The organism is Bradyrhizobium sp. CCBAU 51765, from assembly GCF_015291725.1.
Classification (GTDB): domain Bacteria; phylum Pseudomonadota; class Alphaproteobacteria; order Rhizobiales; family Xanthobacteraceae; genus Bradyrhizobium; species Bradyrhizobium liaoningense.
In genome coordinates this window covers 1,933,304-1,954,832 of record NZ_CP030038.1, presented here as the reverse complement: position 1 = coordinate 1,954,832, position 21,529 = coordinate 1,933,304, and the positions used below count along the sequence as shown (strand labels likewise).

Here is a 21,529-nt window from a genome sequence, read left to right as displayed (position 1 = left end):
GCGCCTTTGCCCACCCTACAGGTCTGTGGAACGTCATTCCCCCGCCTTCAGCCTGTACCCGATCCCGGTCTCCGTCAGCACAAATTGCGGCCGTTCCGGATCGGCTTCGATCTTCTGGCGGAGCTGGCGGACATAGACGCGCAGATATTGCGCGTCGGTCAGTTCGTCCCACAGCTCTTTCAGCAGGAAGCGGTGGGTGAGCACCTTGCCGGCATGCTGCACCAGCACGCGCAACAGGTCATACTCCTTCGGCGAGAGCTTCACCTCGCGCTCCCCGACCTTGACGATGCGGCGGACGAGATCGACGGAGAGATCGCCGGTGCGGAACACAGGGCGCTCGCCCTTGACCTGAAGCTGGTGGCGCAGCGCGGCGCGCAGGCGCGCCAGCAGCTCCTCCATGCCGAACGGCTTGGTCAGATAATCGTCGGCGCCGAGATCGAGCGCCTGCACCTTGCCGGCTTCGTCGCCGCGGCTCGACAGCACCACGATCGGCACGGCTTCGTTGCGGGCGCGGATGGTGCGGAGCAGTTCGTGCCCCTGCACGTCGGGCAGGCCGAGATCGAGGATGATCAATGCCGGCCCTTCGTCAAGCTTCTCCAGCGCAGTCCTGCCGTTCGACGCCTCCAGGATCTCGTAGCCCTGCGTGGTCAGCCCCATCCGCAGCAATTTGCGGATCGGCGGCTCGTCGTCGATGACCAGGACCTTGATCGGAGCAGCGCTCATGCGGCGGTATCCAATGCGTGGCTCGCTGCCGGGATGGGAAGACGAATGGTGAGGATCGCGCCGCTCCGCTCGCTGCGATTGGCGGCGGAGATCGTACCGCGCATCGCCTCGACGAAGCCGCGGGAGATGGCGAGCCCGAGCCCGGTGCCGGGACGAACGTGATCTCCCTTCTGCACCCGATAGAACTTGTCGAACACGCTCTCGAGCTCGTCAGGCGGAATGCCGGCTCCCTCGTCGGCGATCTCGAGCACGACATGACCGCTCTCGCGGCGGCCGCGGATCGAGATCGTGGTCTCGGACGGCGAATATTTGGCGGCATTGTCGAGCAGATTGAACAGCACCTGCTCGAACAGCACGGCATCGAGCTGGAGCATCGGCAGATCGGCGGCCAGCACCAACTCGATCTTGTGGCGGTTGAGAATCTTGCTGGCGCGCCGCAGCGCGCTGCCGACGATCTCGCCGAGATCGTGCAGCGCCGTATTGGGCACGATAGCGCCGGATTCGAGCTTGGTCATGTCGAGCAGATTGGCAATGAAGCGGTTGAGCCGCTCGGATTCGTCAATCACGGTGGCGAGCAGTTCGCGCTTCTCGGTGTCGGAGAGCGCGCCGGCGAGATCGCGCATGGTGGAAGCCGCCCCCAGCACGGAGGCGAGCGGCGTCTTGAGATCATGCGAGATCGAGGTCAACAGCGCCGAGCGCAGCCGCTCGGATTCGACCGTGCGCTTGACTCGGTCCATGTCCTCGACCAGCAGCACGCGCTCGATCGCGAGCGCGCCCTGGTCGACCAGCGCATCGAGCAGCCGGCGCTGGTCCGGTGTCAGCAGCGGGCCGGTGCGGTCGTTGTCGATGCCGATGACGCCGATCGGTCCCCGCCCGGTGCGCATCGGCAGGAACAGCCGTTTTGCTCCCGGCAACGTGTCCGACCCGCGGCCGGCGGGGCGATCGTTGCTCCAGGCCCAGTTGGCAGCGGCGAGATCGGCCTGGTCGAGCTCGTCCTCCGGCGGGTAGCCGGACTTCACCGTGAGCAGCCCCTCCTCCGGCAACAGCAGCACCACGCGCACCTTCAGCATCAACGCGATCTGGTAGGCGGTCGCCCACAGCACGTCGTCGAGCGCGGCGGTGCCGGCGAGCTTGCGGCTGAAGGCATGGAGCTGCTCGGTCATCCTGATCCGGCCGATGGCGGTGTCGGCCTGGATGCGCACGCGCGCGGCGACATTGGAGACGATCATCGCCACCACCAGGAACAGCACGAAGGCGGCGACATTGGTCGGGTCGGTGATCGTGAAGGTGTAGAGTGGCGGCAGGAAGAAGAAATTATAGCACAGGGAAGCCGCGACGGTCGCCAGCAGAGACGGCCATAAGCCATAGCGCACGGCAACCGCGACCACCGCCGTCAGCAGCACGAGGTCGACGTTCTCGATGCCGAAGCGGGGCTGGATCAGCTCCGCGGCGCCAAGGCCGATCAGCACGATGCCGAGAGCCTTCAGATAGGGCAGCGGATTGAACGGCTCCGACCGCGCGGCGGTCTGCACCGCGGTCTTGGGCGCGGCCTCGCCGGGCATCTCGTCACCGGCGATGACGTGGACGGTGATGTTGCCGGCCCGGCGCACCAGGTCGTGCACGACGGAGCCGCGCGTCATCTCGAACCAGCGCGAGCGGTTCGACTTGCCGATCACGATCTGGGTGACGTTGTTGCCTTGCGCGAAATTGACGACGTCATCGGCGATACGGCGGCCGACGGCGGGAATGGTGAGAGCTTCGCCGCCGAGCGATTCCGCCAGCCGCAGCGTGTCGGCCAGCCGATCGCGCTGCTCGTCGGACAATTGCAGGGATCGCCGCGTCTCGAACGAGATCGCGGTGAACGGCGCATGCAGCCGGTCGGCCAGCCGCTTGGTGTAGCGCACGAGGCCGGCGGCGCGTGGATCCTCGCTGACGCAGACCAGGATGCGCTCGCCCGCAGCCCAGGGTCCGGCAATGGCATTGGCCTGCATGTGGGTGAGCAGCTGCTCGTCGACCCGCTCGGCGGTGCGCCGCAGTGCGAGCTCACGCAGCGCGGTGAGATTGCCCGGCGAGAAATAATGCTCCAGCGCCCGCTCGGCCTGCTTGGGCACGTAGACCTTGCCCTCCTTCAGCCGCTGGATCAGATCGTCCGGCGTCAGGTCGATCAGCTCGATCGCATCGGCGCGGTCGAATACCGAATCCGGCACGGTCTCGCGGACCCTGACATGGGTGATCTGGGCAACGACGTCGTTCAGGCTCTCGATGTGCTGGATGTTGACGGCGGTGTAGACGTCGATGCCGTGGGAGAGCAGCTCCTCGACGTCGAGATAGCGCTTGGGATGGCGGCAAAGGGGCGCGTTGGTGTGGGCGAGCTCATCGACCAAAGCAATCTGCGGCCGCCGCGCGATCACCGCATCGAGATCCATCTCCTCGACAATCTGGCCGCGGTACTCAAGCCTCTTGCGCGGGACCATTTCGAGGCCGCGCACCAGCGCCTCGGTCTCAGCACGGCCATGGGTTTCGACGAACCCGACCACGACATCGATGCCGGCCTTGCGCTTGGCATGGGCGCTTTGCAGCATCTCGTAGGTCTTGCCGACGCCGGGAGCGGCGCCGACGAAGATCTTCAGCTTGCCGCTCGCACTCTCCTCCCGGCGCGCCGCTTCCAGCAGCGCTTCGGGAGAGGGACGTTGTTCGGGATCGCGGCGCTCTCGGACCATCTTGCCAGTATAATCATCTGCACGCCGCGAGCCTAGGCGGCTACTTCGCGGCCATGCGATCGAGCGCGAGATTCAGCGCCAGAACGTTAACCCTGGGTTCGCCGAGCAGGCCAAGCAGACGGCCTTCGGTGTTGGCGGTCACGAGCTGCTTGACCTGATCCTCAGGCAGATTCCGCGCCTTGGCCACGCGCGGCACCTGGAATTGCGCCGCTTCCGGCGAGATGTTCGGGTCGAGGCCGCTGGCCGAGGTCGTCACCAGATCGACCGGCACGGCCGCGTTCGGATTCTCGCTCCTGAGCTTGTCCACATCTTCCTTCAACCGGTCGGCCAGCGCCTTGCTGGTGGGGCCGAGGTTGGAGCCGCCCGAATTGGCGGCGTTGTATGGGGCCGGCACCGTCTTGGTCGAATCATTCGGGTCCGGCGCAACCGTCGCCGAGGGACGGCCATGGAAGTACTTGTCGTCCTTGAATTCCTGCCCGATCAGGGCGGAGCCGATCACCTTGCCGTCCTTCTCGATGAGGCTGCCCTGCGCTTGCACGGGAAACAACGTGCCGGCAATGGCGGTCATCGCGAGCGGATAGGCAAGGCCGGTGATGGCGGTGAGCGCCAGCAAGAGGACGATGGCGGGGCGGATTTCTCTGAGCATGTTTGGTCTCCAATGATTTCGTCATTGCGAGCGAAGCATCTCTCCCGTCGTTCCGGGGCGATGCGAAGCATCGAACCCGGAACCTCGAGATTCCGGGTTCGCCTCTTCGAGGCGCCCCGGAATGACAGAGAGAATTTGCTCCTCGCATGACAACGGTCAAGCCAAGTGCAAGGCGGTCACCACGAGGTCGATCGCCTTGATGCCGATGAAGGGAATGACGATGCCGCCAAGCCCGTAGATCAAGAGGTTGCGCCGGAGCAACGCACCGGCACCGACCGCGCGATAGGCGACGCCCTTCAGCGCGAGCGGGATCAGCGCGATGATGATCAACGCGTTGAAGATGATCGCCGACAGGATGGCGCTCTGCGGGCTCGACAGGTTCATGACGTTGAGCACGTTGAGCTGGGGGTAGAACGCCAGGAACATCGCCGGGATGATCGCGAAGTACTTGGCCACGTCGTTGGCGATCGAGAACGTCGTCAGCGCGCCGCGCGTCATCAGGAGCTGCTTGCCGATCTCGACCACCTCGATCAGCTTGGTCGGGTTGGAGTCGAGGTCGACCATGTTGCCGGCCTCGCGGGCGGCCTGGGTGCCGGTGTTCATGGCGACGCCGACATCGGCCTGGGCGAGCGCCGGCGCGTCGTTGGTGCCGTCGCCGCACATCGCCACCAGCTTGCCCTTGGCCTGCTCGTCGCGGATCAGCCTGAGCTTGTCCTCGGGAGTTGCCTGCGCCAGGAAATCGTCGACGCCGGCTTCCGCGGCGATGGCGGCGGCCGTCATCGGATTGTCGCCGGTGATCATGATGGTGCGGATGCCCATGCGACGCAGCTCTGCGAAGCGCTCGCGAATGCCGCCCTTGACGATGTCCTTGAGCTGGACGATCCCGAGCAGCTTGCCGTCCCTGGCGACGGCCAGCGGCGTGCCGCCGGACTTCGACACGTCATCGGCAATGGCCTGGATCTCGCGGCCGAGCTCGGAAAGCGCGGCAGGTTGCATCGCCCGCGCCGTATTGCCGGAAGCGACCGCGGTCGGAGCGCCGCCGCCGACATAGTTCAGCATGGCATCGACCGCACCCTTGCGCACCGACGAGCCGCCGGCATCGACGCCGCTCATGCGGGTCTGCGCCGTGAACGGGATGAAGGTGGCCCCGAGCTCCGCCATGTCGCGGCCGCGGATGCCGTACTTCTCCTTCGCCAGCACGACGATGGAGCGACCTTCCGGCGTCTCGTCCGCCAGCGAGGCGAGCTGGGCGGCGTCGGCCAACTCCTGCTCGGTCACACCGCGCACGGGACGGAACGCGGTCGCCTGCCGGTTGCCGAGCGTGATGGTGCCGGTCTTGTCGAGCAACAGCGTGTCGACGTCTCCGGCGGCTTCGACCGCGCGGCCCGACATCGCCAGCACGTTGAAGCGCACCAGGCGGTCCATGCCGGCGATGCCGATCGCCGACAGCAGCGCGCCGATGGTGGTCGGGATCAGCGTCACGAACAGCGCCACCAGCACGATCACCGAGATCGAGCCGCCGGCATAGGCCGCGTAGCTCGGGATCGTCACGGTGGCGAACACGAAGATGATGGTGAGGCCGGCGAGCAGGATGTTGAGCGCGATCTCGTTCGGCGTCTTCTGCCGCTCGGCGCCCTCGACCAGCTTGATCATGCGATCGATGAAGGTCGAGCCCTGGGCTGCCGTGATGCGGACGCGAATCCAGTCCGACAGCACCTGCGTGCCGCCGGTGACCGCCGAACGGTCGCCGCCGGATTCGCGGATCACGGGCGCCGACTCGCCGGTGATGGCGGCCTCGTTGACGGAGGCGACGCCCTCGATCACCTCACCGTCCGAGGGGATCGTGTCGCCCGCCTCGACCAGCACGAGATCGCCGACCTTCAAGCTCGTGCCCGGCACGAGCTTGAAGTCGCGGCGCGCGCCGCTCAGCAACTTGGCCTGGCTTTCGGTGCGGGTCTTGCGCAACGTCTCGGCCTGCGCCTTGCCCCGGCCTTCGGCAACCGCTTCGGCGAAATTGGCAAACAGCACGGTGAACCAAAGCCAGAGGATGATCTGGAAGGTGAAGCCGAGGTTCGCCCCGCCGGTGACGATGTCGCGCAGGAAGATCACCGTGGTGAGCGCGGCCACGACCTCGACCACGAACATCACGGGGTTCTTCACCATCAGCCGCGGGTCGAGCTTGACGAAGGACGCGCGGATTGCCGGGATCACGATCCTGGGATCGAGCATTGCCGACATCGGCGCACGTTTTTGCAGTTTTGTCGTATCCATGGAGGTCACTCCAAACAGTCGGAAGTCAGAACACTTGGCCGGCGTTCATCGCGAGGTGCTCGACGATCGGACCGAGCGCGAGCGCCGGGAAGAAGGTCAGGCCGCCGATGATCAGGATCACCCCCACGACGAGACCGACGAACAGACCGCCGGTGGTCGGGAAGGTGCCGGCCGAGGCCGGCACGGACTTCTTGCCCGCAAGCGAGCCGGCGATCGCCATGGCCGGGACGATCATGAAGAACCGGCCGACGAACATCGCGCTGGCGAGCGTCAGATTGTAGAACAGGGTGTTGCCGGTGAGGCCCGCGAAGGCGGAGCCGTTATTGCCGGTCGCCGATGTGAAGGCGTAGAGCACCTCGGTGAAGCCGTGCGGACCTGCATTCGCCATCGAGGCGACCGCCGCCGGATAGACCACGCCGACCGCAGTCCAGCCGAGATACATCAGCGGCAGCACCAGGATCGCGAGCATCGCCATCTTGACCTCGCGCGCCTCGATCTTCTTGCCGACATATTCCGGCGTACGGCCGACCATCAGGCCCGCGACGAAGATCGCGAGGATGACGAACAGCAGCATGCCGTACATGCCCGCGCCGACGCCGCCGACGATGATCTCGCCGAGCTGGATGTTGATCAGCGGGATCATGCCGCCGAGCGCAGTGAAGCTGTCATGCATGGCGTTGACGGCGCCGCAGGAGGCGGCGGTGGTGATCACGGCGAACAGCGAGGACGCGACGATGCCGAAGCGGACCTCCTTGCCCTCCATGTTGCCGCCGGTCAGGCCCAGCGCATGCATGGTCGCGGTGCCGTTGGCTTCCGCCCAATAGCAGACGCCAACGCCGGCGACGAACAGCACGCCCATCACGGCGAGGATCGCCCAGCCCTGGCGCTGGTTGCCGACCATGCGTCCGAACACGTTGGTGAGCGCCGCGCCGAGTACGAAGATCGACAGCATCTGCACGAAGTTCGACAGCGCGGTCGGATTCTCGAAGGGATGCGCGGCGTTGGCATTGAAGAAGCCGCCGCCGTTGGTGCCGAGCATCTTGATCGCGACCTGCGAGGCAACGGGGCCGACCGCAATGGTCTGCCTGGCGCCTTCGAGCGTGGTCGCCTCGACATAGGCCCCGAGCGTCTGCGGTATGCCCTGCCAGACCAGGAACAGCGTGTAGACGATGCAGATCGGCAGCAGCACATAGAGCGTGCAACGGGTCACATCGACCCAGAAATTGCCGACGGTGCGCATCGAGGCGCGCGAGAAGCCGCGGATCAAGGCCACCGCAAGCACGATGCCGGTCGCCGCCGACAGGAAATTCTGGTGCGTGAGGCCGACCATCTGGGTCAGATAGGACAGCGTGCTCTCGCCGCCGTAGTTCTGCCAGTTGGTGTTGGTGATGAAGGAGATCGCGGTGTTGAACGACAGATCCTCGCCGACCGCGGACTGCCCTGCCGGATTGAAGGGCAACACGGCCTGGAGCCGCATCAGGCCGTAGATGATGAGGAAGCCGCCGACATGGAACAGCAGCATGGCGACCGTATAGGTCATCCAGTGCTGTTCGCGCTTCTCGTCGACACCGGAGATCCAATAGATGCCGGCCTCGATCGGGCGCAGCACGGGCGACAGGAACGTCCGCTCGCCGTTGAACACGCGCGTCATGTACCAGCCGAGCGGCTTGGTCAGCGCGACGACGATCGCACAATAGAGAATGATCTGGAGCCAACCGATCACAGTCATGGCATTAACCCTTCAGGCTTTGGGGCCGGCGCAAGAGCGGCAGGAGCAGCGCAAGCAGGCCCGCAACGAGCGCGGCGTCGGCCAGCAGCAATTCGACAAGCAACAACACGGCGTCAGAACCGCTCGGGTCGCAGCAGTGCGTAGGTGAGATAGATCAGGAGCCCGAACGAGACGACGCCGGCGAGGGCAAAATCGAAGATCATGGTCCGCTCCGTCACAGCCGTTCGCAAGCGTAGGTGTAGCCGATCGCGAGGGCGAAGAAGACCAAGCCCAGCGCGAGCATCAGAAGGTCCATCATGGCGATACTCCTCAGTTGAGACGTTTCGGGCATGGCCCGTCTCTGGGCCGCTTGCTGCGATCGAACGCGGCGCGGCCGGGAACTTCACCGCGCTGACGTGCCACCGCGCCCATAGGTTTTCGAGATGAGGCCTATGGCGACGTTATAGGAATCTCATAAAGGCCGGCACGCCATGGCCGCCGGCGACGTGACGCCGGCCATGCATTCCGGGCAGTCGTTCCGGGCCGGCAGCACAGCGGCGCGGCCCACCATCGCTCTCGCAACCGTGGTTACAGCAAGCCGTAGCCAAGGTCTTTTCAAAAGGCCCTGCTTCTATAGGCCGCCACCTTCGGCGGAGATGACAGCCGATGGTCCGGCGCGCCCTGGACGGAAGACTCCGTGCACTTATGAAATCCCTATATCTCTCGCCCGATCCCTATCTCGTTTTCAAATGTCCTCCGGGCCATCTTGGTGAGGCCGGCCGACTGACCGACACCAACTCCAGGAGGCCTGACATGACCGCTCTCCGACGCGTCGCTCCACCTTCCCTCGGCCAGCGGCTTCACACAGCACCGGCGATGACACGGTCGTTGATGCTCGACATCATCGAGCATGCCTGCCGGCGCTTTCCTTCCCTCGAGCAAGGCGAACGCACCAGCCGCATTATGCGCCTGATCGACGCCGAGGCCTGGGCCGATGCGGCGCTGGCGCTGATGGAGCTGGAGCTGCCGATGTGGCAGGTCCGCCGCATCGCCTATGACGAGGGCGAGTGGCATTGCGCGCTGTCACGCGAGCGCGAACTGCCGGACTGGCTCGACGCCGCGGTCGAGGCGCGCCATGCCGACCTCGCGCTCGCCCTGCTGTCGGCGTTCCTTGAGGTGCGGGCGCTGGCGGCGGACGTGACGCGGCCGAGCGTTCCTTCCGTCCGTCCTGCCGTCCGTCCTGTGCCGGATCCGCTCTGCGAGCCGGTCGTCTGCGACAATTTCGGCTAGACCCGCCCGACCGATCGACGCCATGCCTCAAGCTCCGGACATGCCGCGCACGCTGAACCCGACGCGCGTGATCGCGCGATTCGCCGTCCGCCTCGTGCTGCTCATGGGCTTTGCCGCATTCGGCAGCGTCGGCTTCGGCCGGAGCCTCGCCGTCCTGCTCTGGATGTCGATCGTCCTGTGCGCGCTCGCCAGCCTCGTCAGGCGGGAGCCGCTGTTCGGAGCTGCGCTCAATCATTGGGACGAGGCTGTCGCGTTCGGCGCGCTGTTCGCGCTGGTCCACGTCGTCATCGATCCGGCCTGAACGGCACAGTTCCGGCTTTATGATCTTCCTATGAGATCGCGGCTCACCCGCCCTCGAAATCATATTCGCGACTGAGGATATTGAACACGCCGGCAAGGACCTGCATCCGAAGCCGGCGTCGTTCAGAAGGATCAAAACCGTGAAACTCGTCGAACCTCCCTCGTGCAGCTCGCCCTCGACCATCGTCTTCATCGGCCGCAATCGCCGCGGACAATGGGTCGCTCAGGAGCAGAACGGCCTCTATGGCGGCCTGTTCGTCAGCCGCGCCCAGGCGATCAAATATGCGCTGTTCGAGAACGGACAGCATCCCGAAACCATCGTCGAGCTGCCGCGCGAGATCGAGCTCGACATGGGCAAGCGCCCCAACACCACCGTCGCGCCGCACGCCGCCTGAGCCGGCGCCAGCAGGGGAAAACCAATGCTCATCCCTCCCGCCGCCTGGTTCACCGGGTTCATTCCTGACGTGCCGACCCCGTTCGACGCGGCAGATGCGATCGATCTCGAGGCATTCACCGCACTGTGCGAGCGGCAGGTCGCGGCCGGCGTTCCCGCCATCGTGGTCTGCGAGACGGCCGGGGAAGCGCCGACGCTCTCGCCGGCCGAGCAGGAGCTCGTCATCCGCACCGCGGTCGACGTCGCCCGCGGCCGCGTGCGGGTCATCGCAGGCGCGGTATCCAACGCAACCAGCCACGCCATCGAGCTTGCGCGGCGCGCGGAGGCGGCCGGCGCCGATGCCGTCATGTCGGTCGTGCCCGCCTACAACAAGCCGATGCAGGAAGGCATGCTCGCGCATTTCCGCACCATCGCCGGTGCGATCGGACTGCCCGTGATCCTGCACGACAATCCCTCCCGCACGCTGCGCCCGCTCGCCGACGAGACGCTTCTGCGTCTGGTCGAGTCCCGCCAGTTCGTCGGCCTGCGCGATGGGAGCGGTGACATCACCCGTCCGATGCGGCTGTCCCGCAATTTGCCGGCGAGTTTTCGCTGTCTCTCCGGCGACGACACCACCGCATTCGGTTTCATTGCGGATGGCGGCGACGGCGCGATCTCGGAAGTCGCCAACATCGCGCCGGATCTCTGTCGCACGATCTTCTCGCACGTCAGGCAGGGCCGGCTGCAATCCGCCCGTTATCTGCACAAGCGCCTGATCCCGCTCATCACCTGCCTGTCCCGGGAGAGTCCGGCCGCGCTCAAATGCGCGCTCAGCGTCCTTGGCCTGATGTCGCCCGCCACCAGGCTTCCGATCGTGCCGCTGGACGCGGCCGCGCAGAGAAACATGGTGCGCGCATTCGCGGCGATCGCCGACGAGGAACTGATCGACAGCGTCGGAGCGTGATTGGCGGGACCGTTCATTATGACATTCCTATGCGGGCATGCCGGCGCCCATCTCGCAATCCTATGCAACGATCGACATCATCAGGGTCAGACTGGCGCGGCCCTCTTGTCGCGCCAAGGACAAGGACTTCCACGATGTCGATCCTGACACACGAATTCGGCCGGAACTTCGGGGCCGAACGCACGGTGCGCATCTCCGAAGCGCGCAGGACCCTGCTCAAGCGCATCGCGCTCGAGGCACTTGGCCTGCTCTCGATGGGCAGCGTGCTCACCGCGCTGATCGCGTTGAGGATAGCAATCCTGTGCCTTGCGAGGTGACGGCTAGCTCCTCACCTCCGCCTCGATCAGTCGCGCCAGCTCCGACGCGGCGACCTCGATGGGCCGGCCGCTGCGCTCGACGCGGGCCTGGATCAGCGCGCCCTGAAGCGCCGACGTGCAGAGCACGGCCAGCGCCTCCGCCCGCGGCCTGGCAAACCCATCGGCGACCAGCTTGTCACGCAGGATCGATAGCCGCGCCGCATAGGCCTTGCGGCCGGCTTCCGAGACGGCGCGCTCGCGCGGTGCAAGCTCGAGCAGCACGGTCGTGATCGGGCAGCCGTTGCGGAAGCCGGAGCCCTGCATCCAGCCTGCCAGCAGTCTCGCATGCGCGCGCAAGAGCTCGCCGGTCGACCCGCACTCTGCCGCGAGCGCGGTGACCGTCGCCGCGACGCGGCGGCCCGCCTCCTCCACCGCCGCCACCGCGATCGAGGATTTTCCGTCCGGAAAGTAATGGTAGAGCGACCCTTTCGGCGCGCCGCTGACGTCGACGATGTCGTTGAGGCCGGTGCGAGCAAATCCCTGGCGCCGGAATAGCGTCACCGCGGCATTGATGATGGGCTGACGGTGCTTCGGCACGGCCGGCATGGCGCTCTCCTCCAGTCTGGAATTATATTGAATGGTCTACATCAGCCTCCGACAGTCAAGGCATGACAATTGACGGGAGAGGCAGATGCCTGCGAAAGTGACCTATGAGCTGAACGACGGCGTGGCGCGGATCGGGCTCGACGACGGCAAGGTCAACGTGATGTCGGCCGCGATGCTGGGCGAGATCGGCGCCGCCTTCGATCGCGCCGAGACGGAGGCGGAAATCGTGGTGCTGCGCTCGGGCCGGCCCAGCATCTTTTCCGCGGGGTTCGATCTGAAAGTGTTCGCCTCGGGCGATGCCGCCAGGAGCCTCGAGATGGTCCGGGCCGGCGCCGAGCTCGCGCTGCGGCTGATGTCGTTTCCGCATCCAACCATCGGCGTGATGGAGGGCCATGCTTATCCGATGGGGACGTTCCTGCTGCTTGCCTGCGACGTCAGGCTCGGCGCGCGCGGACCGCATCGCATGGGGCTGAACGAGGTGGCGATCGGCATCGCGCCACCCAGCTTTGCCATCGAGCTCGCGCGCAGCCGGCTGCATCCGGCTTGGCTCAGCCGTACCGCCACGCTGGGCGAGATGTACGAGCCCGAAGAGGCGCAGGCGGCCGGGTTTCTCGACCGCGTGGTTGCACCGGAGATGGTCGACACCACGATCGAGACGATCATCACCGGCTTGCGGGCCATCCACAAGCCATCGCATGCCACCGCAAAGCGGCGCCTGCGCCAGGGAGCCATGGACGCCATGCGCGCAGCAATCGACCGCGAACTGACGATGGCTGCCTATGAGGCAAGCAACCGCGCGCGCAGCGCGGTCGCACTGCCCGGGTGAGGCCGCCATCCCGCGGGAAAAGGCCCGCGCGATCTGGCGCAATTTCATGGAACGGTGTAGAGCGGTTTCATGAGCACTGGCAACGTCAACGTCGTCAACCACCCCCTGGTCCAGCACAAGCTCTCCCTGATGCGGGAGAAGGACCGCTCGACCAAGAGCTTTCGCGAGATCCTGAACGAGATCGGGATGCTGCTCTGCTACGAGGTGACGCGCGACCTGCCGCTGGAGCTGGTCGAGATCGAGACGCCGATCGCGCCGATGCGGGCGCCGAAGATCGCCGGCAAGAAGCTCACGCTGGCGCCGATCCTGCGTGCCGGCGTCGGCTTCCTCGACGGAATGCTCGCCTTGATGCCTTCGGCGCGCATCGCCCATATCGGGCTCTACCGCGACCCCGAGACGTTGCAGGCCGTGGAATATTACTTCAAGGCGCCGCAGGACCTGTCCGACCGCACCGTGATCCTGATGGACCCGATGCTGGCGACCGGCAACTCGGCCTGCGCCGGCGCCTCCCTGCTCAAGGCGCGTGGCGCCCGCGACATCCGTTTCGTCTGTCTTCTGGCCGCGCCCGAGGGCATCGCCCAGTTTCAGAGCGAGCATGGCGACGTGCCGATCTGGACCGCCGCGATCGACGAGCGGCTCAACGACCACGGCTACATCGTGCCGGGTCTGGGCGATGCCGGCGACCGGATGTTCGGCACCAAGTAGACAGCCTCGCGCGATCGGGCTACTCCGATTGCCATGAGCGCCAACGATTTTTCGCTGCAATCGCTGATCCGGACCGAGGCCGCCGATCCCGCCCTGGTATTCGACGGTAGACCCGTCTCTCGCGCGGAATTCTCGACGAAGGTCGAGCAGACCGCCGCCTGGCTTGCGGCCCAAGGCATCGGCAAGGGCGACGTCGTCGCGGTCTGGCTGGTCAACCGCGTCGAATGGCTGACACTGCTGTTCGCCGCCGCACGGCTCGGCGCGGTCGTCGCCGCCGTCAATACGCGCTACCGCAGCGCGGAAGTCGCGCACCTGCTCAAGGTGTCCGGGGCCAGGCTGATGGTGGTCGAGGCCGCTTTCCGCGCGATCGACTTCGCCGCCATCCTCGCCGATATCGCCAAGGCCGAGGTGCCCGCGCTGCAAAAGCTCGCCGTGGTCGGCGCGGATGCGATCCCGGCGCACTGGCCCTGCGTGCGGTTCGATGCCTTCGACAAGTCCTGTCCGCCGGCTCCGCCTGTTCAAGGCGACGTCGACCTGCCGGTGCTGCTCTACACGACATCAGGCACGACCAAGGGACCGAAGCTCGTCGCACATTCGCAGCGGACGCTGGCGACGCACGCCGCCTCTGTCGCCCATGCGCTCCGGCTCGATCACCAGCGTCATTCGCTGCTGGCCATGCTGCCGTTCTGCGGCACGTTCGGCATGACCAGCCTGCTCGGCTTCATCGCGGCCGGCGCCACTATCCATGTACTCGACGCCTTCGAGGCCGCGCCGGCCCTGAAGATTCTTGGTGAGCGCAGGATCACGCACTCTTTCGGCTCGGACGAGATGTTCCGCCGCATCCTCGCCCTCACCGATGCGCCACGCCCGTTTCCAAATCTCGAGGTCTGCGGCTTCGCCGCGTTCCAGCCCGGCTGGCGCGAGCTGGCCGCGGAGGCTGAAGCGCGCGGCATGCCACTCTATGGCCTCTACGGCTCGAGCGAGGTCCAGGCCTTGTTCTCGATCGCCCGCCGCGACGATGCCTTCGCCGACCGCATCGAGGGCGGCGGCTGGCCGATGTCGCTTGATGCGAAGGTGCGCGTGCGCGACACCGAGACCGGCGAGCTTGCGTCGTTCGGCACTTCCGGCGAGATCGAGATCAGCGCGCCGTCACGCTTCCTCGGCTATTTCAACAATCCGGAGGCGACGCGCAATGCGATCACCGCAGACGGGTTCTTCCGCACCGGCGACGTCGGCCGGCTGCGCGGCGACGGCTCCTTCGTCTACGAGACGCGCGCCGGCGACGCGATGCGTCTCGGCGGCTTCCTCGTCGGGCCGGGCGAGATCGAGGACGAGCTCAAATCGTGCACCGGCGTTGCCGACGCCCAGGTGGTTGCCGTCGATCTGAAGGGCCAGGCGCGCTGCGTCGCCTTCGTGATCCCGGCAGGGGAGCCGCCGCAGCAGGATGCACTCACGGCGCGTCTGCGCGAGCGGCTCGCCGGCTACAAGGTGCCGGCGCGGATCTATGTCGTGGAAGCCTTCCCCGTCACCGACAGCGCCAACGGCGTCAAGATCCAGCGCGCCAGGCTCCGTGCCATGGCGATGGATCGGATCGCTGCCGAATAGGCTGAAATCGCTCTAGAGCGGAATGCTGTCAGGCTGAAGCGATTGCCGCGTGTGGTTCACCTCTCCCGCCTGCGGGAGAGGTCGGCGCGTTCCGGGCGATGCGAAGCATCGCCCCACGCGCCGGGAGAGGGCTTTCTCCTCTTGGGGATCGGTCCCATTGGGGAGACACCCTCTCCCCAACCCTCTCCCGCAAGCGGGAGAGGGAGTGCACTTCCAACGTTGCAGCGAGCAAGCCTCGACCCATCATGCTTCAGTACGACTTCGCGAGCCCCAGCACCTTTTCCGCGATGAAGCTGAGCGCGAGCTGCGGGCTGACCGGCGCGATGCGCGGGATCAGCACTTCGCGCAAGTAGCGCTCGACGTGGAATTCCTTGGCATAGCCGAAGCCGCCATGGGTCATCACAGCCTGCTCGCAGGCCGAGAAGCCCGCTTCGCCTGCGAGATATTTCGCGGCATTGGCGGCGGCGCCGCACGGCATGCCCTTGTCGTATTGCCACGCCGCCGACATCACCATCAGCCAGGCGGCCTCGAGCTCGACCCAGTTCACTGCGAGCGGATGCTGGATGCCCTGGTTCTTGCCGATCGGGCGATTGAACACGATGCGGGTCTTGGCGTATTCGGTGGCGCGCGACAGCGCGAGCTTGCCGAGGCCCACCGCCTCCGCGGCAATCAGGATGCGCTCGGGATTCATGCCTTCGAGGATGTACTCGAAGCCCTTGCCTTCCTCGCCGATACGGTCCTCCATCGGAATTTCAAAGTCCTCGAAGAACAGCTCGTTGGAGTCGACGATCTTGCGGCCCATCTTCTCGATCTCGTGGACCTTGATCCTGTTGCGGTCGAAATCGGTATAGAACAGGCTGAGGCCGTGGGTCGGCGAGCGCACCTCTTCGAGCGGCGTGGTGCGCGCCAGCAGCAGGATCTTATGCGCGACCTGCGCGGTCGAGATCCACACCTTCTGGCCGTTGACGATGTAGCGGTCGTTCTTGGCGACCGCACGGGTCTTGAGCTGCGTGGTGTTGAGGCCGGTGTTGGGCTCGGTCACGGCGAAGCAGGCCTTCTCGCGGCCCTCGACCATCGGCGGCAGCATGCGCCTGCGCTGTTCTTCCGTGCCGAACACGACGACCGGATTGAGGCCGAACACGTTGATGTGCACCGCGGAGGCGCCGGACATGCCGGCACCCGACTCCGCGATGGTGCGCATCATGACCGCGGCTTCGGTGATGCCGAGCCCGGAGCCGCCATATTCTTCCGGCACGCAGATGCCGAGCCAGCCGGCGTCCGCCAGCGCCTTGTGGAAGTCGTGCGGGAAGCCGCCGTCGTGATCCTTCTTCAGCCAGTATGCGTCGGGAAAGCCCTCGCAGATCTTGGCGACGGCGTCGCGTATGGCTTCCTGCTGATCGGTGAGCGCGAAATCCATGTCCTCGATCTCCTTCTCGGGAGCCGCGACCGCGCCATCTCCCTTCTTTCGCGTTCCTCACGCAAAGGCCGTGGCCGCTTGCTGCGCCCTGACGCCTCGCCTGCGTTCTTTAGCTCGAAAAACCGGGTACAGATACGTGAAATTGGCGATCAACTGTGTCTAACATGCATGGGGTCATGCGGCGCGAAGGTATGCGCGCGCCGTTATTTCGCAGGGAGGAAACCGCGATGGCCGGACTTTATTTCGAAGACTTTTCCGTGGGCCAGGAGTTCAGGCATCCCCTGACCCGGACCGTCACGGAGATGGACAACACCATGTTCAGCCTGCTGACGCTCAACCCGCAGCCGCTCCACATCGACGCGCATTTCGCCGAGAAGACCGAGTTCGGCCAGCGCATTTTCAACAGCCTTTACACCCTCGGCATCATGATCGGCATGACGGTCTATGATACGACCCTGGGGACGACCGTCGCCAATCTCGGCATGACCGACGTCACCTTTCCAAAGCCGGTCTTCCATGGCGACACGTTGCGGGCCACGACAAAGGTGCTCTCGGTGCGGGACTCCAAATCGCGGCCCAAGGCCGGCATCGTCGAGTTCGAGCACCATGCCTTGAACCAGAACGACGAGATCGTCGGCAAATGCCGCCGCATGGCGATGATGCACAAGAGGCCGGTCTGATGCGTTCGATGCTGTTCGTGCCGGGCGATTCCCCGCGCAAATTCGAAAAGGCGAGCGAAGGCAATGCCGACGCGCTGATCATCGATCTCGAGGATTCCGTCGTCACCGAGAAGAAAGCGGAGGCACGCGGGTTGACGCTTCAGATGCTGAAGAGCCGCCCCGGCCCGCATCAGCTCTATGTCCGGGTCAACGCGCTCGACACCGGCATGACGCTGGCCGATCTCGCCGCGGTGATGCCGGGCAGGCCCGACGGCATCGTGCTGCCGAAATCGCAGGGCGGCGACGACGTGCGGCAGGTCGCGACCTGGCTCGAAGCTCTTGAGGCGGCATCCGGCATTGCGGTCGGCACCACCCGCATCGTCTGCGTCGCGACCGAAACCGCCGGCTCGATCTTCGGGCTCGGCAGCTACAAGGGCTGCTCCTCTCGCCTTGCCGGCCTGATGTGGGGCGCCGAGGATCTCTCCGCCTCGCTCGGCGCCACCGAGAAAGCCAGCGGCGGCGTCTTCCACAGCCCCTATCGCCTGGCGCGCGATCTCTGCCTGATGGCCGCAGCCGCAGCCGAGGTCGCGCCGATCGACACGGTCTACACCGACATCGATAATCTCGCGGGCCTCGAAGCCGAGACGCGCGCGGCGCGGCGCGACGGCTTCTCCGCAAAGGCGCTGATCCATCCCAAGCACGTCGACATCGTCAACGCGGCCTTCGCGCCAACGGATGCCGAGCGCAATTGGGCGGAAAAGGTGATCGCGGCGTTCGCGAGCAATCCCGATTCCGGCACGCTGCGGCTCGACGGCCAGATGATCGACAAGCCGCACCTTCGTGCTGCGAAGAAGATTCTCGGTCAACCCTAGAGCGGGACGCAAGCCGCGCCGGGCCGGCTGCCGGCCTCAGTCGAATCCCTGAACGGGGGGTGCCGGGGAATGCACCGGCGCGGCAGGCGCGGCTTGAACCGGCGAAGCCTGGACCTGCGGTGCCGGATTGCCGGCAGCTCTCATCTGGCCGTTGGCTGCCATCACCTCGCGCGTGCGCGGCGGGCCGCCGGTGGCGGCGGCGCGGCGCGGCGGCTGCCGAGGCCTTGCCGATTGCGAACCTCTCATGCCCCAGGAGCGGGCGATCGAAGGTCCGGCCGTGTAGCCGATCAGGGCTCCCGCGACCGCGCCGACCGGGCCCAGCACGACCGCGCCCGACACCGCGCCGAGCGCCGCATCGCCCGCGCGCTCCTGCGCGAAAGCGCTCGCCGGCACGCACGCCAGTATTGCAACAGCGGTGATCAGAGCTTTGGTCATCGGAGCGCCTCCCTCTCGGGAAATCACTCCTGCTCAAATATGGCCGCACGAGGTTCGCTTGCTGGCCGACAAGAGGCAATCGCTGGCGGAACCCGGCTATAGAGCTCCTTGTGGGCCATCCTTCGAGACGCCCGCTTTAGGCGGGCTCCTCAGGATGAGGGCGGAATGCGTGGCAGCAGCTTCAACGGAGACAGTGCTGCTCAGCCCCATCCCGAGGAGACCGCTGGAAGCGGTCGTCTCGAAGGACGAGGCGCGCGCTCAAGGTCAGCCCCAAGAGTCAGATGCGATTGCTCTGCCGCGAGTGGTGAGAGGCGAATGCGGCTTCGACCATCTTGACAGCGGTCACCCGCTGCATATTTTTTCCGCCGAGAAGAGACTTTCTCACCCTCGACATCAAAGGAATTAACGCGACCGTCTGGAGAGACGATGATGCTCGATGAGAATCTGGCCCGCATTCGTGCGCACCGCAACAACATCCACCGCTACCGGCGTCTGCTGAAGACCAGGTTGTCGCAGCTGGAGCGCCAGTTCGTCGAGAGACGCCTCGCGGAAGAGCAATCGGCGCTCGATGGCCTGACCGCGGCGACCTTCCCGGTCAGCTTCCGCGCTTCCGGAGCGCCGGCCAATGCGACGGGGATGGCGCAATGAACAGCCAGCGAGACCTGCTCATTCGAGGCAGCGAGAAGGTCATCGGCCATTACGAGCTGCTTCTTGCAAGCGCCAGGACCGAGCATGAGCGCGAGCTCTACCGCCAACGCATCGAACGCGAGCGGCGGCTGATCCGGGACCTGCAAGGCGGATGGGATCACCGCGCGGCCTGAGCTCGGAGATCGTCGCAGGGGCCGAACCGCCTTTCCTTCCGCGGATGGCCCCTGCATTTGGTTCAGCGAACGAGGCGATTGGGGCCTGCGAGCGCGCTGCTGGGCTCAGTCGCTGGCGCCACTCTCACCGTGGCGGTGAGTGGCGCACCCTTGCGCAGCAGAGTGAGCTTCACGTCCTCGCCGATGCGCGCAAGGCCGATCGTGTTGCGGAGCCGGGCGGCGGTGCGTATCGGGCGGTCGTCGGCTCCGGTCACGATATCGCCCTTGCGCAAGCCGGCCTTCTCCGCGGGCGAATCCGCAGCGATCTCGGCGATGACGGCGCCCTGGTTCAACCCCCTGTTGACCGACGGATGCAGGTCTTTTAGCGAGACACCGATGCGGCCGCGCTCGACGCGGCCATTGGCGATGATCTGCTCCATCACGTTGCGCGCCATGTTGACCGGGATGGCAAAGCCGATGCCGACATTGCCGCCCGCGGGCGAGATGATCGCAGAGTTGATGCCGACGAGCTCGCCGCGCAGGCTGACCAGCGCGCCACCGGAATTGCCGGGATTGATCGCGGCGTCGGTCTGGATGAAATCCTCAAAGCCCTGCTTGCCGAGGCCGGTGCGGCCGAGCGCGCTGACGAGCCCTGAGGTCACGGTCTGGCCGAGGCCGAAGGGATTGCCGATCGCAAGGACGAAATCACCGACCTCAAGCCCGTCGCTGTCGCCGAAGGGAAGCGCCTTGAGCCCGGCCGGGTTCTGGACCTGGAGCACCGCGACATCCGTCGGCGGATCGCGGCCGATGACCTTGGCGGAAAACTGCCGGCCGTCCTTGGTCGTGATCTGAACTGCGGAAGTGCCTTCGACCACGTGATTGTTGGTCAGCACATAGCCGCGCTGGGCGTCGACGATGACGCCGGAGCCGGTCGCATTGACCTCCTTCTCGATCTGCCTGGGGACGTCGAAAAATTCACGGAAGAGCGGATCGCGGTAGAGCGGGTTGTCCTCACGCACGCGGCCGTGCACGGAAATGTTGACCACGGCGGGCGTCACCTGGCGCACCAGCGGCGCCAGGGTCGGCACCGGGCCGCCGGTCTTCAGATCCGGAATCTGGCCGGCGGCAGGCTGCGACGCCGTGAGCGTCAGCACCAGCAAGGCCAGGAACAGCAGACGCACAGCATTCATCATCGTCACCCTGCCGCGTTGTGTTGTGGGGATAGTCGGAATCTTGGTGCTTCAGTCTTCGTCGCGTGAGGCGACGATCCAGCCCTGCTGGGCCAAAAACGGAACGGCCCAGGCAGCCGCGGACTGGCCGAGCAGCACGAGCCCGAGAACGGCGGACGTGACCATCATGCGGCCCGCCTCTCTGCGGCGGCCCATGGCCGCCGTAGCCGCATCGGCACGCCGCCGCCCCGCGGCGGATCGTCATTGTCGTTGTCGCCGTCGAGCCTGCGCAAGGCGGCCAGAATATCGGCGAGCCGGACCGTGTGGCTCATGCCGGGGATCTCGCGCAGGGCGGGACAGGATTCGACCGCGTACATGTCGGATGCCCAGGACGACAGGATGACGCGCTTCTCGGGCGAAGAAAGCTCCGGCGCATTCAGAACGTCGGCGGGCGAGTCGTAATGGGCCGCAGGGTGAAACAGCGGATTGAGAGTGCCGGGATCGGTATTCACGTTGGTCATCGGTGTGTCTCCCTCATGCTCCTTTCCGGGGGACGGTTTTGTTGACGATGGGACGGCGGCGTCATCGCCGCCGTCCCGCTTGACACTAGTGCGTGTTGATCGCGATGCGCTTGACGCCTTCGCGCGCCTTCTCCGATTTCGGCAGCGACACGGTCAGGACGCCGTTCTTGAACGACGCCTCGGCCTTGTCCTCCTCGACGCCCTCCAGCGGGATCTGCCGCTCGAAGGCGCCGTGGTAGCGCTCGGTGAAGTACCTGCCTTCGCCGTTGCGCTCCGCCTTCTTCTCGCCGCGGACGGTCAGGACGCCATTGGCGATCTCGACCTGCACGTCCTTCTCGGTGAGGCCGGGAAGCTCGGCCGAGACCGTCAGCGACTTGTCGGTCTCGCTGAGCTCGACCTTCGGCCAGCCGAAGCGGCCTTCCATCAGCGGCGACAGGCCGGTCCCGCCGAAGCCGCGGAAGACGTCGTCGAACAGACGGTTCATCTCGCGGTGAAGCGTCAGGAACGGATCGAAATTGTCGCGCGCTGGCGCAAGCTCCTGGTTTCTCGACCAGGGAATGAGATCACGAAAAGCCATGGTTCTCTCCTTCATGCATCGGGAGCGCGGCCCGCGCCTCCGCGCG

The 21,529-nt window shown here is 66.0% G+C and carries 24 protein-coding genes; 12 read left to right on the top strand and 12 right to left on the bottom strand.

Annotation, left to right across the window (positions count from 1 at the left end):
- Positions 1-33: 33 nt before the first annotated feature.
- The 6 genes from XH96_RS09215 to XH96_RS09190 all read right to left on the bottom strand — a co-directional run bounded on the left by XH96_RS09215 (position 34) and on the right by XH96_RS09190 (position 8,292).
- Positions 34-723 carry a response regulator gene (locus tag XH96_RS09215; RefSeq protein WP_194392224.1) on the bottom strand — a complete coding sequence of 230 codons (690 nt, stop codon included), beginning with the start codon at positions 721-723 and terminating at the stop codon, positions 34-36.
- Positions 720-3,443, bottom strand: a complete 2,724-nt coding sequence (locus XH96_RS09210) for a sensor histidine kinase KdpD (protein WP_194392223.1) — start codon at positions 3,441-3,443, stop codon at positions 720-722. The genes XH96_RS09215 and XH96_RS09210 overlap by 4 nt, the downstream gene beginning before the upstream one ends.
- Positions 3,444-3,483: 40 nt before the next feature.
- A complete protein-coding gene (locus XH96_RS09205) occupies positions 3,484-4,089 on the bottom strand; it encodes a K(+)-transporting ATPase subunit C (protein ID WP_194392222.1) in 606 nt (201 codons plus the stop codon).
- A 156-nt stretch (positions 4,090-4,245) separates the two neighbouring features.
- The gene (kdpB, locus tag XH96_RS09200; RefSeq protein ID WP_194392221.1) at positions 4,246-6,360 is read right to left on the bottom strand and encodes a potassium-transporting ATPase subunit KdpB; all 2,115 of its coding nucleotides are present in this window, start codon (positions 6,358-6,360) and stop codon (positions 4,246-4,248) included.
- A gap of 25 nt (positions 6,361-6,385) precedes the next feature.
- Positions 6,386-8,089 carry a potassium-transporting ATPase subunit KdpA gene (gene kdpA, locus XH96_RS09195; RefSeq protein ID WP_194392220.1) on the bottom strand — a complete coding sequence of 568 codons (1,704 nt, stop codon included), beginning with the start codon at positions 8,087-8,089 and terminating at the stop codon, positions 6,386-6,388.
- Positions 8,090-8,202: 113 nt separating this feature from the next.
- Entirely contained in the window at positions 8,203-8,292 is a 90-nt protein-coding gene (locus XH96_RS09190; RefSeq protein WP_194392219.1) for a K(+)-transporting ATPase subunit F, read from the bottom strand.
- Between the two features lie 589 nt (positions 8,293-8,881).
- Here XH96_RS09190 and XH96_RS09185 point away from each other — a divergent pair.
- The 5 genes from XH96_RS09185 (at position 8,882) to XH96_RS09165 (ending at position 11,312) form a co-directional block, all read left to right on the top strand.
- Positions 8,882-9,358 carry a hypothetical protein gene (locus XH96_RS09185; protein ID WP_194392218.1) on the top strand — a complete coding sequence of 159 codons (477 nt, stop codon included), beginning with the start codon at positions 8,882-8,884 and terminating at the stop codon, positions 9,356-9,358.
- A gap of 22 nt (positions 9,359-9,380) precedes the next feature.
- Positions 9,381-9,659, top strand: a complete 279-nt coding sequence (locus tag XH96_RS09180; RefSeq protein WP_194392217.1) for a hypothetical protein — start codon at positions 9,381-9,383, stop codon at positions 9,657-9,659.
- A gap of 139 nt (positions 9,660-9,798) precedes the next feature.
- On the top strand, positions 9,799-10,053 hold the full coding sequence (locus tag XH96_RS09175) for a hypothetical protein (RefSeq protein ID WP_194392216.1): 255 nt from the start codon (positions 9,799-9,801) through the stop codon (positions 10,051-10,053).
- 24 nt (positions 10,054-10,077) lie between these two features.
- A complete protein-coding gene (dapA, locus tag XH96_RS09170; RefSeq protein WP_194392215.1) occupies positions 10,078-10,995 on the top strand; it encodes a 4-hydroxy-tetrahydrodipicolinate synthase in 918 nt (305 codons plus the stop codon).
- A 134-nt stretch (positions 10,996-11,129) separates the two neighbouring features.
- Positions 11,130-11,312: a hypothetical protein gene (locus XH96_RS09165; protein ID WP_194392214.1), complete on the top strand. Its 183-nt coding sequence runs from the start codon at positions 11,130-11,132 to the stop codon at positions 11,310-11,312.
- A 3-nt stretch (positions 11,313-11,315) separates the two neighbouring features.
- Here the strand turns inward: XH96_RS09165 and XH96_RS09160 are convergent, their stop codons facing one another.
- Positions 11,316-11,897 (bottom strand): TetR/AcrR family transcriptional regulator, encoded by a 582-nt coding sequence (locus XH96_RS09160; protein ID WP_194392213.1) that lies wholly within the window; start codon positions 11,895-11,897, stop codon positions 11,316-11,318.
- A gap of 85 nt (positions 11,898-11,982) precedes the next feature.
- Here XH96_RS09160 and XH96_RS09155 point away from each other — a divergent pair, with 85 nt between their 5' ends.
- The 3 genes from XH96_RS09155 (at position 11,983) to XH96_RS09145 (ending at position 15,033) form a co-directional block, all read left to right on the top strand.
- Complete coding sequence (locus XH96_RS09155; protein WP_194392212.1) at positions 11,983-12,723, top strand: crotonase/enoyl-CoA hydratase family protein; 741 nt, start codon at positions 11,983-11,985, stop codon at positions 12,721-12,723.
- 69 nt (positions 12,724-12,792) lie between these two features.
- Positions 12,793-13,428 (top strand): uracil phosphoribosyltransferase, encoded by a 636-nt coding sequence (gene upp / locus XH96_RS09150; protein WP_194392211.1) that lies wholly within the window; start codon positions 12,793-12,795, stop codon positions 13,426-13,428.
- A 33-nt stretch (positions 13,429-13,461) separates the two neighbouring features.
- Positions 13,462-15,033 (top strand): AMP-binding protein, encoded by a 1,572-nt coding sequence (locus XH96_RS09145; RefSeq protein ID WP_194392210.1) that lies wholly within the window; start codon positions 13,462-13,464, stop codon positions 15,031-15,033.
- Between the two features lie 250 nt (positions 15,034-15,283).
- On the opposite strand, the gene XH96_RS09140 is transcribed toward XH96_RS09145, so the two are convergent.
- Positions 15,284-16,450: an acyl-CoA dehydrogenase family protein gene (locus tag XH96_RS09140; protein ID WP_194392209.1), complete on the bottom strand. Its 1,167-nt coding sequence runs from the start codon at positions 16,448-16,450 to the stop codon at positions 15,284-15,286.
- 227 nt (positions 16,451-16,677) lie between these two features.
- Between XH96_RS09140 and XH96_RS09135 the strand changes: the two genes are divergently transcribed.
- On the top strand, positions 16,678-17,130 hold the full coding sequence (locus XH96_RS09135; protein ID WP_061020787.1) for a MaoC family dehydratase: 453 nt from the start codon (positions 16,678-16,680) through the stop codon (positions 17,128-17,130).
- Positions 17,130-17,981, top strand: coding sequence for a CoA ester lyase (locus XH96_RS09130; protein ID WP_194392208.1), 852 nt, complete (start codon positions 17,130-17,132; stop codon positions 17,979-17,981). The genes XH96_RS09135 and XH96_RS09130 overlap by 1 nt, the downstream gene beginning before the upstream one ends.
- Positions 17,982-18,017: 36 nt before the next feature.
- Here XH96_RS09130 and XH96_RS09125 read toward each other — a convergent pair whose 3' ends face one another.
- A complete protein-coding gene (locus XH96_RS09125; protein ID WP_194392207.1) occupies positions 18,018-18,416 on the bottom strand; it encodes a hypothetical protein in 399 nt (132 codons plus the stop codon).
- A gap of 426 nt (positions 18,417-18,842) precedes the next feature.
- Here XH96_RS09125 and XH96_RS09120 point away from each other — a divergent pair, with 426 nt between their 5' ends.
- On the top strand, positions 18,843-19,064 hold the full coding sequence (locus XH96_RS09120) for a hypothetical protein (protein WP_370120293.1): 222 nt from the start codon (positions 18,843-18,845) through the stop codon (positions 19,062-19,064).
- Entirely contained in the window at positions 19,061-19,237 is a 177-nt protein-coding gene (locus XH96_RS09115) for a hypothetical protein (RefSeq protein ID WP_194392206.1), read from the top strand. Before XH96_RS09120 ends, XH96_RS09115 begins: the two co-directional genes overlap by 4 nt.
- 62 nt (positions 19,238-19,299) lie before the next feature.
- On the opposite strand, the gene XH96_RS09110 is transcribed toward XH96_RS09115, so the two are convergent.
- From XH96_RS09110 to XH96_RS09100, 3 genes are all read right to left on the bottom strand, one after another.
- Positions 19,300-20,409, bottom strand: coding sequence for a trypsin-like peptidase domain-containing protein (locus XH96_RS09110; protein ID WP_371740020.1), 1,110 nt, complete (start codon positions 20,407-20,409; stop codon positions 19,300-19,302).
- Positions 20,410-20,570: 161 nt separating this feature from the next.
- Complete coding sequence (locus XH96_RS09105; protein ID WP_194392204.1) at positions 20,571-20,906, bottom strand: hypothetical protein; 336 nt, start codon at positions 20,904-20,906, stop codon at positions 20,571-20,573.
- 85 nt (positions 20,907-20,991) lie between these two features.
- A complete protein-coding gene (locus XH96_RS09100; RefSeq protein WP_194392203.1) occupies positions 20,992-21,483 on the bottom strand; it encodes an Hsp20/alpha crystallin family protein in 492 nt (163 codons plus the stop codon).
- Positions 21,484-21,529 lie beyond the last annotated feature (46 nt).

What these genes read in the sequence shown, in the direction of transcription:
- XH96_RS09215 (WP_194392224.1), bottom strand. Translation starts at nt 723, where the DNA reads ATGAGCGCTGCTCCGATCAAGGTCCTGGTCATCGACGACGAGCCGCCG.
- XH96_RS09210 (WP_194392223.1), bottom strand. Translation starts at nt 3,443, where the DNA reads ATGGTCCGAGAGCGCCGCGATCCCGAACAACGTCCCTCTCCCGAAGCG.
- XH96_RS09205 (WP_194392222.1), bottom strand. Translation starts at nt 4,089, where the DNA reads ATGCTCAGAGAAATCCGCCCCGCCATCGTCCTCTTGCTGGCGCTCACC.
- kdpB (WP_194392221.1), bottom strand. Translation starts at nt 6,360, where the DNA reads ATGGATACGACAAAACTGCAAAAACGTGCGCCGATGTCGGCAATGCTC.
- kdpA (WP_194392220.1), bottom strand. Translation starts at nt 8,089, where the DNA reads ATGACTGTGATCGGTTGGCTCCAGATCATTCTCTATTGTGCGATCGTC.
- XH96_RS09190 (WP_194392219.1), bottom strand. Translation starts at nt 8,292, where the DNA reads ATGATCTTCGATTTTGCCCTCGCCGGCGTCGTCTCGTTCGGGCTCCTG.
- XH96_RS09185 (WP_194392218.1), top strand. Translation starts at nt 8,882, where the DNA reads ATGACCGCTCTCCGACGCGTCGCTCCACCTTCCCTCGGCCAGCGGCTT.
- XH96_RS09180 (WP_194392217.1), top strand. Translation starts at nt 9,381, where the DNA reads ATGCCTCAAGCTCCGGACATGCCGCGCACGCTGAACCCGACGCGCGTG.
- dapA (WP_194392215.1), top strand. Translation starts at nt 10,078, where the DNA reads ATGCTCATCCCTCCCGCCGCCTGGTTCACCGGGTTCATTCCTGACGTG.
- XH96_RS09165 (WP_194392214.1), top strand. Translation starts at nt 11,130, where the DNA reads ATGTCGATCCTGACACACGAATTCGGCCGGAACTTCGGGGCCGAACGC.
- XH96_RS09160 (WP_194392213.1), bottom strand. Translation starts at nt 11,897, where the DNA reads ATGCCGGCCGTGCCGAAGCACCGTCAGCCCATCATCAATGCCGCGGTG.
- XH96_RS09155 (WP_194392212.1), top strand. Translation starts at nt 11,983, where the DNA reads ATGCCTGCGAAAGTGACCTATGAGCTGAACGACGGCGTGGCGCGGATC.
- upp (WP_194392211.1), top strand. Translation starts at nt 12,793, where the DNA reads ATGAGCACTGGCAACGTCAACGTCGTCAACCACCCCCTGGTCCAGCAC.
- XH96_RS09145 (WP_194392210.1), top strand. Translation starts at nt 13,462, where the DNA reads ATGAGCGCCAACGATTTTTCGCTGCAATCGCTGATCCGGACCGAGGCC.
- XH96_RS09140 (WP_194392209.1), bottom strand. Translation starts at nt 16,450, where the DNA reads ATGGATTTCGCGCTCACCGATCAGCAGGAAGCCATACGCGACGCCGTC.
- XH96_RS09135 (WP_061020787.1), top strand. Translation starts at nt 16,678, where the DNA reads ATGGCCGGACTTTATTTCGAAGACTTTTCCGTGGGCCAGGAGTTCAGG.
- XH96_RS09130 (WP_194392208.1), top strand. Translation starts at nt 17,130, where the DNA reads ATGCGTTCGATGCTGTTCGTGCCGGGCGATTCCCCGCGCAAATTCGAA.
- XH96_RS09125 (WP_194392207.1), bottom strand. Translation starts at nt 18,416, where the DNA reads ATGACCAAAGCTCTGATCACCGCTGTTGCAATACTGGCGTGCGTGCCG.
- XH96_RS09120 (WP_370120293.1), top strand. Translation starts at nt 18,843, where the DNA reads ATGATGCTCGATGAGAATCTGGCCCGCATTCGTGCGCACCGCAACAAC.
- XH96_RS09115 (WP_194392206.1), top strand. Translation starts at nt 19,061, where the DNA reads ATGAACAGCCAGCGAGACCTGCTCATTCGAGGCAGCGAGAAGGTCATC.
- XH96_RS09110 (WP_371740020.1), bottom strand. Translation starts at nt 20,409, where the DNA reads ATGATGAATGCTGTGCGTCTGCTGTTCCTGGCCTTGCTGGTGCTGACG.
- XH96_RS09105 (WP_194392204.1), bottom strand. Translation starts at nt 20,906, where the DNA reads ATGACCAACGTGAATACCGATCCCGGCACTCTCAATCCGCTGTTTCAC.
- XH96_RS09100 (WP_194392203.1), bottom strand. Translation starts at nt 21,483, where the DNA reads ATGGCTTTTCGTGATCTCATTCCCTGGTCGAGAAACCAGGAGCTTGCG.